This window comes from Caproicibacterium sp. NSD3, assembly GCF_053613275.1.
In genome coordinates this window covers 523,309-538,548 of the sequence record NZ_CM132119.1, presented here as the reverse complement: position 1 = coordinate 538,548, position 15,240 = coordinate 523,309, and the positions used below count along the sequence as shown (strand labels likewise).

General features: G+C 40.3%; 24 protein-coding genes and 1 pseudogene. 19 read left to right on the top strand and 6 right to left on the bottom strand.

Annotation, left to right across the window (positions count from 1 at the left end):
- Positions 1 to 260: 260 nt before the first annotated feature.
- The 4 genes and pseudogenes from ACVS9P_RS02625 to ACVS9P_RS02610 form a co-directional block, all read right to left on the bottom strand.
- Positions 261 to 1,121 (bottom strand): annotated as a pseudogene (locus ACVS9P_RS02625) (nucleoside recognition domain-containing protein); the annotation flags it as partial.
- Positions 1,122 to 1,124: 3 nt separating this feature from the next.
- On the bottom strand, positions 1,125 to 2,486 hold the full coding sequence (locus ACVS9P_RS02620) for a recombinase family protein (RefSeq protein WP_452104094.1): 1,362 nt from the start codon (positions 2,484 to 2,486) through the stop codon (positions 1,125 to 1,127).
- Between the two features lie 179 nt (positions 2,487 to 2,665).
- Positions 2,666 to 3,229 carry a DUF5067 domain-containing protein gene (locus ACVS9P_RS02615; protein ID WP_452104093.1) on the bottom strand — a complete coding sequence of 188 codons (564 nt, stop codon included), beginning with the start codon at positions 3,227 to 3,229 and terminating at the stop codon, positions 2,666 to 2,668.
- A 347-nt stretch (positions 3,230 to 3,576) separates the two neighbouring features.
- Entirely contained in the window at positions 3,577 to 3,951 is a 375-nt protein-coding gene (locus tag ACVS9P_RS02610) for a helix-turn-helix domain-containing protein (protein WP_452104092.1), read from the bottom strand.
- Positions 3,952 to 4,096: 145 nt separating this feature from the next.
- Between ACVS9P_RS02610 and ACVS9P_RS02605 the strand changes: the two genes are divergently transcribed.
- The 3 genes from ACVS9P_RS02605 to ACVS9P_RS02595 all read left to right on the top strand — a co-directional run bounded on the left by ACVS9P_RS02605 (position 4,097) and on the right by ACVS9P_RS02595 (position 4,981).
- Entirely contained in the window at positions 4,097 to 4,237 is a 141-nt protein-coding gene (locus tag ACVS9P_RS02605; RefSeq protein ID WP_266162766.1) for a hypothetical protein, read from the top strand.
- 72 nt (positions 4,238 to 4,309) lie between these two features.
- Positions 4,310 to 4,456 (top strand): hypothetical protein, encoded by a 147-nt coding sequence (locus ACVS9P_RS02600; protein WP_452104091.1) that lies wholly within the window; start codon positions 4,310 to 4,312, stop codon positions 4,454 to 4,456.
- A gap of 348 nt (positions 4,457 to 4,804) precedes the next feature.
- A complete protein-coding gene (locus ACVS9P_RS02595) occupies positions 4,805 to 4,981 on the top strand; it encodes a BOW99_gp33 family protein (RefSeq protein ID WP_452104090.1) in 177 nt (58 codons plus the stop codon).
- 112 nt (positions 4,982 to 5,093) lie between these two features.
- Here ACVS9P_RS02595 and ACVS9P_RS02590 read toward each other — a convergent pair whose 3' ends face one another.
- On the bottom strand, positions 5,094 to 5,618 hold the full coding sequence (locus tag ACVS9P_RS02590; protein ID WP_452104089.1) for a hypothetical protein: 525 nt from the start codon (positions 5,616 to 5,618) through the stop codon (positions 5,094 to 5,096).
- 74 nt (positions 5,619 to 5,692) lie between these two features.
- Between ACVS9P_RS02590 and ACVS9P_RS02585 the strand changes: the two genes are divergently transcribed.
- Genes ACVS9P_RS02585 through ACVS9P_RS02550 form a run of 8 tightly spaced genes read left to right on the top strand, consistent with a single transcriptional unit; the run spans position 5,693 to position 9,703 of the window.
- Positions 5,693 to 5,872: a hypothetical protein gene (locus ACVS9P_RS02585; RefSeq protein ID WP_452104088.1), complete on the top strand. Its 180-nt coding sequence runs from the start codon at positions 5,693 to 5,695 to the stop codon at positions 5,870 to 5,872.
- Entirely contained in the window at positions 5,865 to 6,182 is a 318-nt protein-coding gene (locus ACVS9P_RS02580; protein WP_452104087.1) for a hypothetical protein, read from the top strand. The genes ACVS9P_RS02585 and ACVS9P_RS02580 overlap by 8 nt, the downstream gene beginning before the upstream one ends.
- The gene (locus ACVS9P_RS02575; protein ID WP_452104086.1) at positions 6,179 to 7,099 is read left to right on the top strand and encodes a YqaJ viral recombinase family nuclease; all 921 of its coding nucleotides are present in this window, start codon (positions 6,179 to 6,181) and stop codon (positions 7,097 to 7,099) included. Before ACVS9P_RS02580 ends, ACVS9P_RS02575 begins: the two co-directional genes overlap by 4 nt.
- Positions 7,096 to 7,902 carry a recombinase RecT gene (locus ACVS9P_RS02570; protein WP_452104085.1) on the top strand — a complete coding sequence of 269 codons (807 nt, stop codon included), beginning with the start codon at positions 7,096 to 7,098 and terminating at the stop codon, positions 7,900 to 7,902. Before ACVS9P_RS02575 ends, ACVS9P_RS02570 begins: the two co-directional genes overlap by 4 nt.
- Before the next feature lie 36 nt (positions 7,903 to 7,938).
- Positions 7,939 to 8,874 (top strand): DUF4373 domain-containing protein, encoded by a 936-nt coding sequence (locus ACVS9P_RS02565; RefSeq protein ID WP_452104084.1) that lies wholly within the window; start codon positions 7,939 to 7,941, stop codon positions 8,872 to 8,874.
- Positions 8,861 to 9,079 (top strand): hypothetical protein, encoded by a 219-nt coding sequence (locus ACVS9P_RS02560; protein WP_266163008.1) that lies wholly within the window; start codon positions 8,861 to 8,863, stop codon positions 9,077 to 9,079. Before ACVS9P_RS02565 ends, ACVS9P_RS02560 begins: the two co-directional genes overlap by 14 nt.
- Positions 9,069 to 9,266 (top strand): hypothetical protein, encoded by a 198-nt coding sequence (locus ACVS9P_RS02555; protein ID WP_266162756.1) that lies wholly within the window; start codon positions 9,069 to 9,071, stop codon positions 9,264 to 9,266. Before ACVS9P_RS02560 ends, ACVS9P_RS02555 begins: the two co-directional genes overlap by 11 nt.
- Positions 9,263 to 9,703 (top strand): DUF1064 domain-containing protein, encoded by a 441-nt coding sequence (locus tag ACVS9P_RS02550; RefSeq protein WP_452104083.1) that lies wholly within the window; start codon positions 9,263 to 9,265, stop codon positions 9,701 to 9,703. Before ACVS9P_RS02555 ends, ACVS9P_RS02550 begins: the two co-directional genes overlap by 4 nt.
- A gap of 217 nt (positions 9,704 to 9,920) precedes the next feature.
- Here the strand turns inward: ACVS9P_RS02550 and ACVS9P_RS02545 are convergent, their stop codons facing one another.
- Positions 9,921 to 10,463 carry an acetylglutamate kinase gene (locus tag ACVS9P_RS02545; RefSeq protein ID WP_452104082.1) on the bottom strand — a complete coding sequence of 181 codons (543 nt, stop codon included), beginning with the start codon at positions 10,461 to 10,463 and terminating at the stop codon, positions 9,921 to 9,923.
- 113 nt (positions 10,464 to 10,576) lie between these two features.
- On the opposite strand from ACVS9P_RS02545, the gene ACVS9P_RS02540 reads away from it, so the two are divergent.
- From ACVS9P_RS02540 to ACVS9P_RS02505, 8 genes are all read left to right on the top strand, one after another.
- Positions 10,577 to 11,092, top strand: coding sequence for a hypothetical protein (locus tag ACVS9P_RS02540; protein ID WP_452104081.1), 516 nt, complete (start codon positions 10,577 to 10,579; stop codon positions 11,090 to 11,092).
- Positions 11,093 to 11,267: 175 nt separating this feature from the next.
- Complete coding sequence (locus ACVS9P_RS02535; protein WP_452104080.1) at positions 11,268 to 12,002, top strand: DNA-methyltransferase; 735 nt, start codon at positions 11,268 to 11,270, stop codon at positions 12,000 to 12,002.
- Between the two features lie 397 nt (positions 12,003 to 12,399).
- A complete protein-coding gene (locus ACVS9P_RS02530; protein ID WP_452104079.1) occupies positions 12,400 to 12,663 on the top strand; it encodes a type II toxin-antitoxin system HicA family toxin in 264 nt (87 codons plus the stop codon).
- Positions 12,664 to 12,685: 22 nt separating this feature from the next.
- Complete coding sequence (locus ACVS9P_RS02525; protein ID WP_452104078.1) at positions 12,686 to 13,156, top strand: type II toxin-antitoxin system HicB family antitoxin; 471 nt, start codon at positions 12,686 to 12,688, stop codon at positions 13,154 to 13,156.
- A complete protein-coding gene (locus ACVS9P_RS02520; protein ID WP_452104077.1) occupies positions 13,147 to 13,578 on the top strand; it encodes a hypothetical protein in 432 nt (143 codons plus the stop codon). The genes ACVS9P_RS02525 and ACVS9P_RS02520 overlap by 10 nt, the downstream gene beginning before the upstream one ends.
- Positions 13,579 to 13,758: 180 nt before the next feature.
- Positions 13,759 to 14,283, top strand: coding sequence for a YfbU family protein (locus tag ACVS9P_RS02515; protein WP_452104076.1), 525 nt, complete (start codon positions 13,759 to 13,761; stop codon positions 14,281 to 14,283).
- A gap of 304 nt (positions 14,284 to 14,587) precedes the next feature.
- A complete protein-coding gene (locus ACVS9P_RS02510) occupies positions 14,588 to 14,965 on the top strand; it encodes an HNH endonuclease (RefSeq protein ID WP_452104075.1) in 378 nt (125 codons plus the stop codon).
- A gap of 5 nt (positions 14,966 to 14,970) precedes the next feature.
- The gene (locus ACVS9P_RS02505; RefSeq protein ID WP_452104074.1) at positions 14,971 to 15,231 is read left to right on the top strand and encodes a hypothetical protein; all 261 of its coding nucleotides are present in this window, start codon (positions 14,971 to 14,973) and stop codon (positions 15,229 to 15,231) included.
- Positions 15,232 to 15,240 lie beyond the last annotated feature (9 nt).

The window sequence follows — 15,240 nt, the reverse complement described above, 5'->3', positions numbered from 1 at the left end:
TTTTTTTATTTTATCACAAAAGGCTGCAGGAATAAAGCAGAAAAACGAAAAAGCACAAACAAACAACTGGTAAATTGCCGGCTAAATATAGATGTTTTTACCGTTATTTCTGTAATGATCCGTATAAACAAGATTGCCAGTCTAAATTTGATTGGTTCCTGTTCTACAATATAAAATTCACCGGTTTAGAAAAGACATTCCTAAGCCGGTGAATTTATATGTGTATCAAGTTTTAAATCTCATTTTTTGAAATATAATTTTTACAAAAACGGGGTCGTAATCAAATGAAATGCCATACAGCTGAGAATTCCGAGGACCGTCGGGATCAACGCCGCCAGTGCCGTCCATTTTCCGCTGCCGGTCTCTTTATGAATCGTCAAAAGTGTTGTTGAGCAAGGCCAATGCATTAAGGAAAAAAGCATCATACAAATTGCAGTCTGCCAAGTCCATCCGTTTGCAACAAAAAGCTGTTTCATCTCCAGCAGATTCCCCAATTCGAGAATACTTCCCTTTGCCATATATGCCATGATAATAATTGGAATTACAATTTCGTTTGCAGGGAATCCCAAAATAAATGCGATTAAAATCACACCATCCAATCCCATAAGCTTTGCAAATGGGTCAAGAAAAGCTGCGCTGTGGTTTAAAAGGCTGACCCCTCCAACCGTAACATTTGCCATCAGCCAAATAATAAGGCCAGCAGGTGCCGCTACTGCAACCGCTCTTCCCAATACAAAAAGGGTTCGGTCAAAAATAGAACGCACAATTACTTTTCCAATCTGCGGCTTTCGATAAGGCGGCATCTCCAATGTAAACGAGGAAGGAATTCCTTTTAAAAGTGTCTTAGAAAGCAGCTTCGTAACCCCCAGCGTGACAAGGACTCCCAATACGATTACAGCGGTCAAAAGCAGTGCCGAAAGGAAAGAAGAAGCTGTACTACCGGATGCGCCGATAAAAAACATGACAATGATTGCAATCAACGTCGGAAATCTGCCGTTGCATGGTACAAAATTATTTGTCAAAATTGCGAGAAGTCTCTCTCTTGGGGAGTCAATAATCCGGCACCCGACGATTCCGGCTGCATTACAACCAAATCCCATGCACATAGATGTCACAATTTTGTATTAGATTCTCCAGCTAATTTCTACGGACTCTCCATCAATCCAGATAGACTCTATCATAGTCGATAAGAGTAATCTTTTTTTCTCTAGCGAGTCAGAAGAAAGGATATCATCTGCAGATTTTAAGGCCTTTATAAAGTCTTCTTTTCGTCCATTGTCTGCCCCCTGTTGTGCAGATATCAGTTTCTCTTTTACGGTATCTCGTTTACTTTGCAGCTCCTGCAGCCTAGAAGATATTTGGTCTATCGGAATTGTTCCTACCTGGTACAGATCAAGCATCCTGGATATCTGCCGATCCAATTCCGCAAGTCTATCTGATAACGCTTTGGTCTCATCTTTCGTACTCCTAGACTTTCCAACCACTTCATTGAAATAATCTTTATCATACTGCAAACGATTTATTTGCGCAATTACCGCCGCATCTAATTCCTCAATTTTGTAATTGGTATTTTTACAATTTGGATCAGTTATAAATTTCTGACTGCTCTTAGAGCGGGAATAGCATTTATAATACCCGTGATTAGCGCTGTATCTCGCCCCACAGCGAGCACAATAAACGAGACTGGATAAAAGATACCCCGCCCGAAAAGGCGTTTTCTGGGCGCTGGTTTTGGCTTCTTCCCGCGCTGATGAACTAAGCAGTTTTTGTACTTGATGATACTCGGCGTCTGATACGATGTGATCCTGTACTCCATCATAAGACTTTCCTTTAAATTTCACTTTTCCAATGTATACACTGTTTTTTAAAGTGTTAAGCACAGCTCGTGATGAATTCCAACCACCGTATTTTTTGTGCATATACTTATAAATCGAGTTGACGGATTCGCCGCCCAAAAATCTTTGATAAACCTCTTGCACTTGCTTTGCTGTAAACTCGTTTACAATCAATTTTCCGTCGATGTAATCATATCCCCGCGGAGCATTTCCCCCACCGTGGAAATATCCGGCTTTGCTGCGACCGATGCGGCCCATTGTAAAGCGTTCAGTAATCTGATCTTTTTCCAACTGTGCAAAGACAGACAGGATTCCAATCATGGCACGCCCAAACGCGGTTGACGTATCAAAATTTTCCGACATGCTAACAAATTCCACACCGTTTGCGATAAACTCATCCTCTATCAAAGTCAGTGTATCTTTCTGAGAACGGGACAAACGGTCAAGTTTATAAACTGCTACCATATCAAGCCGGTGTAAGCGTATATCTTTTAGCATCTGCTGTAATGCTGGGCGATCAGTATTTCCACCCGAAAATCCGGCGTCCGGATAGATCTTATATATTCTCCATCCTTTCGCTTTACAATAGGCTTCTAACCGCTCTTTTTGCTCAGGTATGGAATAATTCTCTAATTGATTTTCCGTTGACACACGGACATAACACCCTACGCGGGAAAACGACGATTGCTGCAAAGTATCACCTCTCTTGACTTTTAGATGAACGACTGGTATAATAAAACTCCATTTATTTCCATCGGCTCCGGCCGTTGATCTCCGCCTGTTGGTATTGCAAGTACCAGCAGGCGAATTTTTTTATTTAATTACTTTTATTACTTCAAATCGTAATTCTGTTCCCCTAATTTTTCTCCGCCTATTCCTTTTGTGGCCTTAAGGGTAACAGGAGTTGTGGTATCGGATAACTCATATGCTACTGCATCTTCCACAGTCCCATCTTTTTTTATCTCTTGCATTTGGGAGTCTGAGAACTGACTATCTGGAAGCATACCAACCTCTAAGGTATTAACTTTATTGGGATCATTATCCTGTATTGCTTTAAACATTGCAATCCAAGCAGACATCGAAGTAATCTTTTCTTTTCCAGAAAGATTTGTTGTCTTATACCAAAAAGCAATTACAGGTTTTTTTCCATACTCGTTTCCTTTTTCTCCTGGCTGTATTACTTTATATTTTTCAATTTCAATTTTGACATCCTCGCTAACTAAAACGTTATCCTTAAAATAATATTTGGCTTGGGGCGCAGAACTAACCGGTGCAGAACTGCTACTTGCAATGGCCGATGACGAAGCTTTACTGGAAGAAGCTGTTCCTTCTCCACAAGCGGTCATTGCCAAGCACATAGCCGTTGCCATCAAAAAGCAAATTACCTTTTTCATAAAATCTCTCCTTTAAATATAGATGATTACAATATATCCCAATAGGTGACAACAATCAATCCCTTATTTCCAATTTCGCACCAAAAATTAAGTTCATGTCCCAAATTTGTCCCATACAAAAATGTTATCCTAAATTTAGTCGATTTTTTAGTTGATTTAGTCGAATGGACGTTCTATAATAAAAGCACGCTACCGGAACAAACGTGCGGATTTTTGGAGATGGAAATGCATGGAATTAAGACAATTGTTAATGAATGAAATTAAAAAGGAGTTAGAAGGGGCAACTAACAGACAATTGAAATTATTAATACAATTTTTAGAGAGTTGGATATGAAAAAGGACGATGCTTATGCATCGTCTTTTTTTTGTAAGTCTTCTGCAAATTTTTTTATGACTTCCCAGTCTGACTCATTGAGACGGGATAAAGCTGAAATAAATCGTGCTTTAAAACTATTTTCATCCTTTAATGCTTTACCTAAAAAATCAGCTACTTCCTCAGCTGGATCAGGGTCTGGAAAGGCTTTTCCTTTTCCAGTCCTGATCCAATTTTCATTTGCACCAAACACTTGGGCAATTAACATGATGATTTTGTCAGTTGCCTCTCTCTCTCCATTTTCAATTTGAGACAAGTATGTTTGAGCAACCGCAATTCTTGATCCGAATTCTTTTTGACTCATTGCAAGAGATACTCTTATTTCTTTAATTCGACTTCCAATAGTCATTATATCACATCCTTCAGATATTATTATATCTTAAAATATTACAAAAGCAATATTTTTATTAAACTTTTTCAATAAAGTATTGCAATTTAATTACTATAGTGATAATATAATATTGCAAAAGAGATAAAAGTGAGGTGAAAATGCAATGACTGACTTAGAAAGGAAAGCTCTTAAGAACTTAGCTGCTATTTATAATAAGCTCTCTGATGATGATAAAGACCGATTAACTACATTTGCCGAGGGCATGGCAAACGTGCGTGATCGGGTAAAGCAAGAAGTGGCTTAACCGAAAAATCGGCGTAAAGTCGGACAAATGGCGTCCATCGAAAAGAAATCCGCTTAAAAGGAAGTGAAAAAGATGAAAAACAGAAGAAAAGATGTCGCCCAGAGAACGAGTTCCGAGGGCGACAAGAAATTTGTAGAACCAATTAAAGGCGCAAAATTCATTGACAAGATCACGGCTGATTTATCCAGTCGTGATATTCGCGGAGAACGGTCAAAGTGAGTTCCAAATTGGCATATATCGACTTGCCAATTTTCCCATCTACTTTCTCACAGTGCGTTGAAATGCTGTCAACCACTTTTGACCAGTCCTTTGAGTCCATAAGTTTCATAAACTCTGAAAAGTCCTTATCCATATTTTATTACCTCCTTTCCCCACAATTCTACATTGGAAAGGAAAAATTTTCAAGGAAGGAAGTGAGAAAGGAATGAAAGACTTAACAGGCCAAAGATTTGGAAGGCATGGCAAACGTGCGTGATCGGGTAAAGCAAGAAGTGGCTTAACCGAAAAATCGGCGTAAAGTCGGACAATCCAGCAATCATATACATTTTGGGAGGTGATTTTATGTATATGCAACTCGGGGGAAAAACCGTACATATTACTAATCGCATGAAAGACGGAACCATCAGAGAGTCGATGGATGGATATGTAGTTCCTGTTAATGAGACAACGCTTCCTGCCTATCATCTCATCGCCCAAGCGTGTATAGAAAAGATGGAAGAGGAAGCTAAGAAAAACCAAAAGTAATTAAAGAACCAGGACGTTTAAATTTTCAAACGTGGACAAGCCCTAATTAACCTGAAAAAGGAGGCAACAAAAAAGGATGGATATTACCACAATCTCTTTAATTTTAGCCATATTATCCATACTGCTCGGAATCAGTTCCGAAATTATCAGCAGAAAGTGAAACACGCAACTTCTTTCTATTAGTATAAATCAAGAGATCAAATGTCGTATCTTTAGAAAAATCCTCTTTCATCTCGAGGGGTAGATAAAGTATAAAATATCCGCCTAAAGTACCATATCCCTCGATTTCAAAAGGAATTTCCTGAGAAAAGATCTGCTGTTCATCTGTAATCTTCCCACCTGACCGCGTTGTAAATTTCCACACTTCGTGTTTTGGAAATGCAAACTCATATCTTTTATTATTGTGCTCTAAAAACATACGAGAAATAGCAATCTTTCTTGACGATCTATTTTCAAATATGAGTCGTGCAACTAACATCGCTCTTTTATCATAGCGCTCCCCACAAGTATGACTTTTATATAAAACCTGCAAATGGCACGAAGATTCCCAACAGGATTTTATAAAGTTATACAGTGATAAAAAGAAGCCGATGATTGCAATCATAAAAGTTATATTATCTTTTGAAAATTCAACCATAATTATCACCTCCTCTCCACCCAAATAATACCACTGGTGATAGAAGAGGACAAGTTTAGAAAGAAGGAATCGGCATGAATCTATTTGAGTATATCGGCCTCGTCGCGGTAATCACAATTGCGATCCGTGCCGTCAAAGCAATCTCGATTGAACGTTACCGCAAAAAGGCCATTCGCAACTGGGCGCACGAGCAAAGGCAAATTGATCGCAGAAAATCACAAAATCGTGAAGAAATGAGGCGCAGCTATGAATGAACATAAAAATACCGCCCAGAGCGCTACCAACACTCAGGGCGGAAAGGAAACCACTAATAATTTAAAAGTACCGCAGAATAAAGGATTTGTCAAGCGAAATATCGTCGCTTATAAAGGGATCGGTCCAGAAAGAGGAAAAACTGTGCCCGCAGATGACGCTCTTCCCTATGCCATGCTTCGCTGCGGAATCGCATTTGATTGCTCTGGAAATACAGGCGACTGCCGGCAGGAATTTATGAAAACGCTAGTCGATTGGTTTTATTCCGGGAATTGGCTGCCGATCACAATAGAAAGGGAGTATCTGCTTTGAAGTTAACGCATAAACAATGGTTATCTGAGCGCCGCAAATCAATCGGTGGTTCAGATGCCGCTGCCATTGTTGGTTTAAACCATTATGTGACTCCATATATGCTCTGGGCAGATAAGACCGGTAAACTTCCGGACAAACCGGATAATGAAGCCATGCGGCAGGGTCGGGACTTGGAGCAGTATGTTGCAAGCCGTTTCATGGGAGAAACCGGAAAAAGAGTACGGCGCCGGACTGATTTTTTCTGCAGCAAGTCATTCCCATTCGCTCATGCGAACATTGACCGTGCAGTCGTCGGGGAACGTGCCGGACTCGAATGCAAGACCACCAGTGTTATGAACCTTAAAAAGTTCAAAAACGGAGAATTCCCGGAAAACTATTACGTCCAGTGCATCCATTATCTGGCCGTGACCGGATGGGACCGCTGGTATTTAGCATGCGTGATTTTGGGACAGGGGTTCAAATGGTTCACGATCGAACGTGATCAAGCCGAGATTGACGCGCTGATGAAAGCGGAATCCAACTTCTGGAATACATATGTTGTCCCAAATATACCGCCTCCGGTAGATGGTCTTCCCCCTACCAGTGAAACACTCGAAACCATCTTTCAAAACAGTGATCCGGCAAAAGAGCCGGCGGATCTGCAAACCTGTCATGACCTCATTCAGCAATACTGCAGCACCAAAGATCTCATTAAGTCCTATCAGCAAGAACTCAATCAATATAAACAGGCGCTGCAAAGTGAGCTTGGAGAGCGCGAGTCAGGAATATGCAGCAATTATACCGTCAGCTGGAAGCAACAAACCAGGAGCAGTTTTAATCTCAAACAATTTGCTTCCGATCACCCGGAAATAGACCTCCGTTCTTATCTTAAAGAATCAACATTCAGAAAATTTGATATAAAGGAGAATTCAAAATGACCTCCATCCAAAAAGCTACTGAAAGCACAGCAACGGCGAAAGCCGAAAAGCACACCATTCAAGCCTACATTCAAAAGATGCAGGGAGAAATCAAGAAAGCCCTTCCCTCCGTTTTGACGCCGGAACGTTTTACCAGAATTATTTTATCGGCTCTTTCTACCAATCCGCAGTTGGGAGCAACAACACCTCAGTCTTTCCTCGGCGCAATGATGACTGCCGCACAGCTCGGTGTCGAACCGAATACCCCCTTAGGGCAAGCCTATCTGATTCCATATAAAAATCATGGAACTCTGGAATGCCAGTTTCAACTCGGCTATAAAGGTTTAATTGACCTTGCCTACAGATCCGGCCAAATCAGCGTTATCCAAGCGCACACCGTTTACGAACATGATGAATTCGACTATGAATTGGGGCTTGAACCAAAGCTTCATCATGTACCGTGCAAAGACGCCGACAAAGGAAATGCTGTTTATTTCTATGGCATGTTTAAGACAAAAGACGGCGGATATGGATTTGAAGTAATGAGCGTCGATGACGTACGCGCCTTTGCCAAACGATACAGCAAAGCATACAGCAGCAGCTATTCCCCCTGGTCAACCAACTTTGAAGAAATGGCAAAGAAAACTGTTTTGAAGCGTGCCCTCAAATATGCTCCATTAAAGACCGAATTTGTCCGTGGAATGTCAGCAGATGAAACTATCAAGACTGAGATTTCGGATGACATGTTCAGCGTTCCTACTGAATACATCGAAGCGGAAAGCGTTGAAGTCGACGAAGAAACCGGAGAGGTCAAAGAACCATGACCGTTTTCGCAGAAAGCAAGACACAGAGCCGGGTGGGTGGATCGTGGTACAGGCTCTTATTCGGGAGGTGATCTTATGGCTCGTCCTGCTAAGGACGGGATTGATTATTTTCCTCTTGATGTTGATTTTCTCCAAGATGATAAAATCCGGCTGATCAAAGCCGAATTCGGATCAAAAGGGATCCTGATTGTGATCTCTCTATTGTGCGATATTTATCGCACTACTGGATATTACAAAATGTGGGACAAAGATTCCTGCCTCCTCATGGCTGACGCTGTCGGTTGTGGGATCGTCCCCGAGAACATAACGCAGGTGGTGCAAGGGTGTCTGCGACGTTCCATTTTCAATAATGGGGTTTTTCAGATGTTCGGCATTTTGACATCGGCGGGTATCCAGCGCAGGTACATACGTGCAGTATCTACCCGTGAAGAAATACAGATCATAAAAGAATACTGGTTACTGGACTCATCTGATAAAAAAGACGTTCCAACCAGCATTCTTAATAAGGTCACCTTTAAAACTGTAAATTCAGAGAAAACCAATGTTAATTTAGAAAATAATGCCGTTAATTTGCAAATTAATCCCCAAAGTAAAGGAAAGGAGAGTAAAGGAGAGAAGAGTATAGAACAGATAGGTTCAACCGCAAAAGCGGTTTCACCCGCCTCTCCTCCATTCATCTCTCTTATTCTTCGTGATAATTCCTATTATCAGGTTACTGAACGTCAGATCGAGGAATGGAGAGCGTTATATCCAGCAGTCGATATCGAACAGGAATTTCGAAAAATGAAAGGCTGGTGTGACACCAACCCAAGCCGCAGAAAAGTGAAAAGCGGAATCAAAAAGTTTATTAATTCATGGCTTTCCAGATCACAGGGTAAAAAGGAAATCCCGCAGCCCCAAAACGGAATAACAAATGATTGGGACGAATATCTTAAAAACAGTATGAAGGAAATGACCCATGATTTACCATAACGATCCGGCAGAAACTGGGCTGCTGTTGGAACACAATCCATATGGGTTTCGGGTTAATATCAACCACCCGGCCGTTCTGCCGCTATATAAGCGTTACAAACGCTGGAAGGGGATTGCAGACTGGTGTCCCCTCTCTGACAGTGAACGGCTGGATTTTGAAAAATACATACTGCCAAAATTGGAGGTTATGAAAAATGAGTCTTGATTACCACACACTCCCTGTTGAAAGACTTCAGCACCGCATTGATAGTCTCAAAGAAGCGCTCAATTTTAATCGACAACTTGGGAAAAAGGAATCGGTATCCGCTGCAAATTCAGAAATTGAAATCATTCAGGCCGAACTCCTTCGGCGCAAAAAAGAAATGCAAAACGGGAGAAACGTTTTTCCATGAGAATTGACGACTTAAGTCAACTTGGTCCGGCTGTCCGTGCCGAACTGGAACGGCAAATAAAAGAACGTCAAAAGCAAAACCAGCAAAAAGAGCACTGCAAACCGAAACGATCAGATGAATTTGACAGTCAGCTGGAACGCAACTTTTACATAACTGATCTTCTTCCGAAAATCCTAAGCGGACAGATCATCGACATAGAGTTACACAAAAGTTTTGAGTTGCTTCCGAAAAGCGAGTACTGCGGCCTAAGATTGCCCTCAGCGCGTTACACTCCCGACTTTCTCATAACTTACCGCAATGGAACCATAGAAGCCATAGAAACGAAATCAAAGGCCATACGAAAGCTCCAAAGGGATTACATATACCGCCGAAGGTTATTCATCGAAAAATACTGCCGTCCAAATGGATGGGCTTTCCGAGAAATTATTGTAGATTAAAAATGCCACTAAAATAGCGACAGAAAGAATTCTAATATGAAAAATATTCTGTTTTCTCGTGAATGTGATTCCGTCAAAGTAATCCAGGTAATTCAAACCAAATCAGCACGTGGTTCCGGAACGGAAGATCAGCCATGCCGGACCTGGAATTGTAGAAGTTTGGATTTCAAGCCTATAGCAAAAAGAAGAGGCAGAGTAATTAACTCCGCCTCTTCCCTCACAGCCTGTTGAATTGTCTTCTAATCCCCATTGCCATATAGTCCGCCATTTGCAAGGCTTGAGCGCTGATTTCATCAAACGTTTCAACACCTTTTGCATACTGACCATCAATCCGCAAAACAGCTTCTGATTCTGTCATTTTCAGGTGATTATACAGCATTGCCTGCCATTCCTTTTTTGACCAAAAGCAGTTGATGCTTGCAAGAAAAGTAGCAATTTCGTCGGCATTATCATACCATTTTTTCCGCTGCGCCTCGACCTCGTCTGCTTTACCGTCTTTTGCAGCATTAACAAGACTTGCTGCAATTGTAAGGTGCTCCGTTAAAAGGTCTTCAAACTTCTTCGCTTTTTGCTGCCCATAATACGGCGTTAAAGCCTTTGCAAAATCTTTTGGGTTTTGCAAAAGACGATCGGTAACATATTTCAGATCGTCTAAGCTGGATACTGTACTAATGATGATCATTCTCGTCCACACAACGTGTTGTGTCCATAGATCACGAAAAACAAGTGTTAAATTCATTCGATTGCGACAGTTATTCATAAAAGGTACTCCTTATCATTTGGCTGCTGCCCTTAAAAACATAGATAACAATAGAATATGCAGAGATAAACAATATTGTAAATATAAAATTATTTTATGGAGGAATGTTTTGAATGGAACCAATGACGCCAGATCAGATCAAGAAACTTTTGCAGAAATATTACGACATTCCTCAAATGATTGATGAAGAATTGGCTACGATCCGGCACTGCCAGGAAGAACGAGGAAAGTTTTCTCTTTCCTCCCCTACCCTCTCTGGGCTACCGACAGGAAAAGGCAGCACCAGCGATCAAACCGCAAACACAGCCATGCGAGATAATACCGTCTATTTTGACCGGCAGATTGAATCCTGTCGAAAGCGTATTGCCCGTCTGCAGGAACAGCAGGACTGGTGCCGAGTGGCATTAGGAACATTGGGACTGACAGAAAGACGCATCTTAGAGCTCGCTTATTTAGGCCCCAAAAATCCAACTTTAAGAAAAGAATGGGATGGCCGGAGACCTGCATGGAAACAAATTGCAGCCGATATGCATTATGACGAAGATTGGACGCGCAAAAAAGTGTATGGATTACTAAAAGAACTTTCAGACCTTTCTCCGCAAGAAGTCTTTAATTGGACAGCCTATTGAAAAATAACACCCGGTTTCTACTGCTTTCTACTGGAAAATACGGAATACTCCGGCATCAATGTGTGCTAACATATAATTACGGAATTTCGCAGAGAGGGGCTTTTAAAAGAAGCTCCTTTTTTTATACCGTTTTTAGTGCAGGCCATGCGGGTCTCTGACAAAAAGGAGATTACACATGGAAAACTATATCAATCATATTTTTAATGAAGACTGCATTGCCGGAATGCACCGGCTGCCCGATCACAGTGTAGACATGATCCTCACCGATCTCCCGTATGGAATCACGGGGTGTCGCTGGGACAGCCTTTTACCATTTGACCAACTATGGGAACAATATCTTAGAGTCATCAAAGATCACGGTGCAATTTGTTTAACCGGATGCCAGCCTTTTACGACGCAACTTATCAACAGTCAACCAAAACTTTTCCGATACTGCTGGTACTGGTACAAAAATCAACCGACCGGATTCGCCAACGCGAAAAAAATGCCCCTGCGGTGTATTGAAGAAGTATGTGTATTTTACAAGCATCTCCCCACTTACAATCCACAGGGACTAATTATTTTGGACAAGCCAGTCAAAAGAAATGGTAAAAAGGTTCCTGCCCATGGAGACTCTGTTTACCGTATAGACAACAGTCTATCCCATGACACAGAAACCTGTATTGTACATTACCCGCGTCAGCTATTGGAAATCAAGTGCGAGCGCGGCCTACATCCAACCCAAAAGCCGGTAGCGCTATTTGACTACCTGATTAGGACTTACACGAATCCGGGAGAACTTGTCCTCGACAGCTGCTGCGGCAGCGGAACGACTGCGGTTGCATGCAAACAATCCAAGCGAAATTATGTGTGCTGGGAAATTGACCGGCAGTATTATCAAACAGCTATAAACCGATTACAAGACAAATAGTCTTTTTCCTACCCCCATAAAGCACCTGGTCAATAAGCTGGGTGCTTTTTTGCTTTTATTTTTTTAATAAATATGCATTTAAAGTATTAAATAATAAAATTTGTAAATCTTTAATTAAAGTTAGTCTTTAAAGGCTAATTTTGCATAACATATATGGGATTATTGAAAAGCTTATTTTTCCCCTCCAATACAAGTGTTTCTTCTTTTCCTCTGACAATCTGTATTGACTTTTTCAGACAAAGACTCTATTATTTGGAAAGAGAGAGGTGAGAATTTCTGCTTTTTGTTATACAATAAATTTTAGCAATAAAAATGGCTATTGACTAAAGATGAGAAATTTGATATTATAAATTTGCAACTATGGTTCAGTTGCAAACAAAAGCAGACAAAATAAAGGATGAGTAAAAAAGAAAAATTGATAAAACGCATATTAACGTTTCCTACCGATTTTACTTATGATGAATTAAGGGCTCTATTAATAAGTCTTGAATTCGAAGAAGATACTAAAGGTAAGACGTCTGGCTCCGCTGTTTCTTTTAAACATAAAAGCAGCGGAGTTATGATATATATACATAAGCCCCATCCAACCTCAATACTAAAGTTATATCAAGTAAAAGCTGTTGTTAACAAGCTCAAAGAAAATGGTGATATCAATGAATAATCGACTACAATATAAGGGATATATGGCAAAAATTGAATTTAGTCCTGAAGATGAAGTCTTCTTTGGCACTGTTATGGGAACTGCTGATTTGATTACTTTTGAGGGAAACTCAGTAAAAGAACTGATCTGTGATTTTCATGAGGCTATTGATGGATATTTAGAATCATGTAAAAGACTTGGCAAAGAACCTGATAAAATGTACAAAGGTACATTCAATGTCAGAATCAGTCCAGAACTTCATAAGCAAGCTTCCGTATATGCTGAGCAAGAAGGAATGTCTTTAAATGAATATGTAGCAGATTCTATTAGAAAAAATGTTGCTGGATATGTAACAACGGAAGATCAATTAAGTATAGCTCTTTCTGATTATCAATCATTATGCAATTCCAACGATACAAAAAATGAATATCAAAAGCAGCCATATACTTATGGTTGTCTATATACCGGATCCAATCAAAAGGTATTAGTCGGAGGTAAAATAGGATGGAACTAAAAGATTTATTCAGTAAAAGCATGCTGAAGCTTAAACAAGTATCATTTTTAAACGATTATTTAAATGATAAGCCAGAAGGCACTATTAATTTTAAACTAGAAGACTCATTGAGTGATTTTTATAGGGATGATGAAAATCACAATAAAACATTTGTAAATTATAAAAGAAAAATTTATTCTACAAATACTAATAGTATTTGTCTAGAAGTTACTTTTCAATTCTGTTCAATAATTAAAGAAGGAATTAATCCATCAGATCAAGAGATTAAAGATTTAATTAATCAGAATAAACGCAAATTTGTATTATTTGCACCTGCAGAAGCATCCGTAATTATTTCAAATATTATGCAATCTGCCGGATTTCCTCCCATAGTTACACAACCGACTTATTTGGAAAATTCTCCTAAAGGGGAAAAAGAATAATTGTTAAGCGCAACAAATTATATGGACTCACATTAAAATTTTCTTAATAACTTTTTAGCGTCCTCCACTTCAGTGGTCGGCGCTATTTTTATACTCAAAAATTGACACTCGCTTTCGTACAAATTTATTCTTGAATTTTGTCTGTAAGGTAATTATTATGGAGAAAAGGAGAGGATAAAAATGGTACTTAGCAAAGCTGAACGGTTAATGCTTTATAATCAATATGAAATATTGAAAAAGTTGGAGGATTGCAAAATACATTCTCATACAGAGCTTTATGATATTTGCCAAGAGATATTAGTAAACGGATATAAACAGCAATACCAAACAATATTCGACGGATTTAGTGAGCCAATTTCTGATGATATAGCATCATTAGTTCAAAAGACATTGCAAATATATCAAATGCTATTAATGTCATACAACCAACTAAAACCGGAAGAAAAGGAGCAATTGGATACTGAAGATATTAAATTTGAAGGATTTGATGGAAACGAAGAGATTGAGTATTATTCATACGCAAAATTTTTGCTCGAAGTTTTTCAAAAATATCCTCAATTATATGATAAAAGATTTTATACGCTAAATTCTCATTGGCCAAACGCAACAAAATATCAGAACATGATTTCAAAGTTTGAATCTTTGAATACTCACGGCAATTTTTTAACACTAAAACAGATAAAAGCTATTGTTAATCCAAAATAGATTGTAAAATCATGGACGACCTTCGGGCCGTCCTTTTTTATACTCATTTTTAAGGAGGTGGCACCATGCTGCCATGTGATCATTGTCCACAGAACAACACTATAAAGACCGGGTGTCCAGCGTGTGCCCTCCCCTATTGTCCGCTGGATCCACATCACCGAATCAACCTCGATAAGCAAATACGCAATCTTGAGTGCCTTCCCCATCTCTCTATCCAACAAGAGGCTGATCTCAGACGTTTAAGGGCACAATGGGCTACTGACTTGATGCTGATCGGTCAGCACCCTCCGGGTGGTGGTCCTGAATGAAAGCTGTTGGACGTCCTTTTTTATACTTCGGAAAGGAGAAATTAAACATGTTATACCTTCCCGGCAAACTCTGCTGCCATCCCGGATGCAACCGGCTAGCTGGACCGAACGGGTATTGCTCTAAACACGGCGCACCTCCAAGAGATGCAACACGACATCGGCTATATGATCGCGACTGGCGGCGGGAAAGCAAAGCTTACCTTGCCAAAAACCCGTGGTGTGTGGAATGCCTGAAGCAAGGCAAGTACGTCCCAGCAACGGTAGTTGACCATATCAAACCGCATCGTGGAGACAGGCGTTTGTTTTGGGATAGGTACAACTGGCAGGGACTTTGCGAGCATCATCATAACCAGAAGACAGCAAGAGGAGAGTAGACGATATGGGATTAAGCAGATTAAGTGAGCAGTGTCGGAAGTGCCGGTATGCGAATACATGTCAACATAAGAGGATGGAAGCTGTTGCTGTTATGGCACAAGCCAGTATGCCTTCTGCTGAATCCGCCGCTATGCCTGCCTTAGTAAAGCACGATTACCGTAATGTCAAGATTACAGAGAACACGACCGTTACTATAGACCTTGAAGAGATGAAAGAAAATATGCGTAAGTCGTTTTATAAAGGTTTCCTTCGGAGTGCAACGTAACTCCCCCAC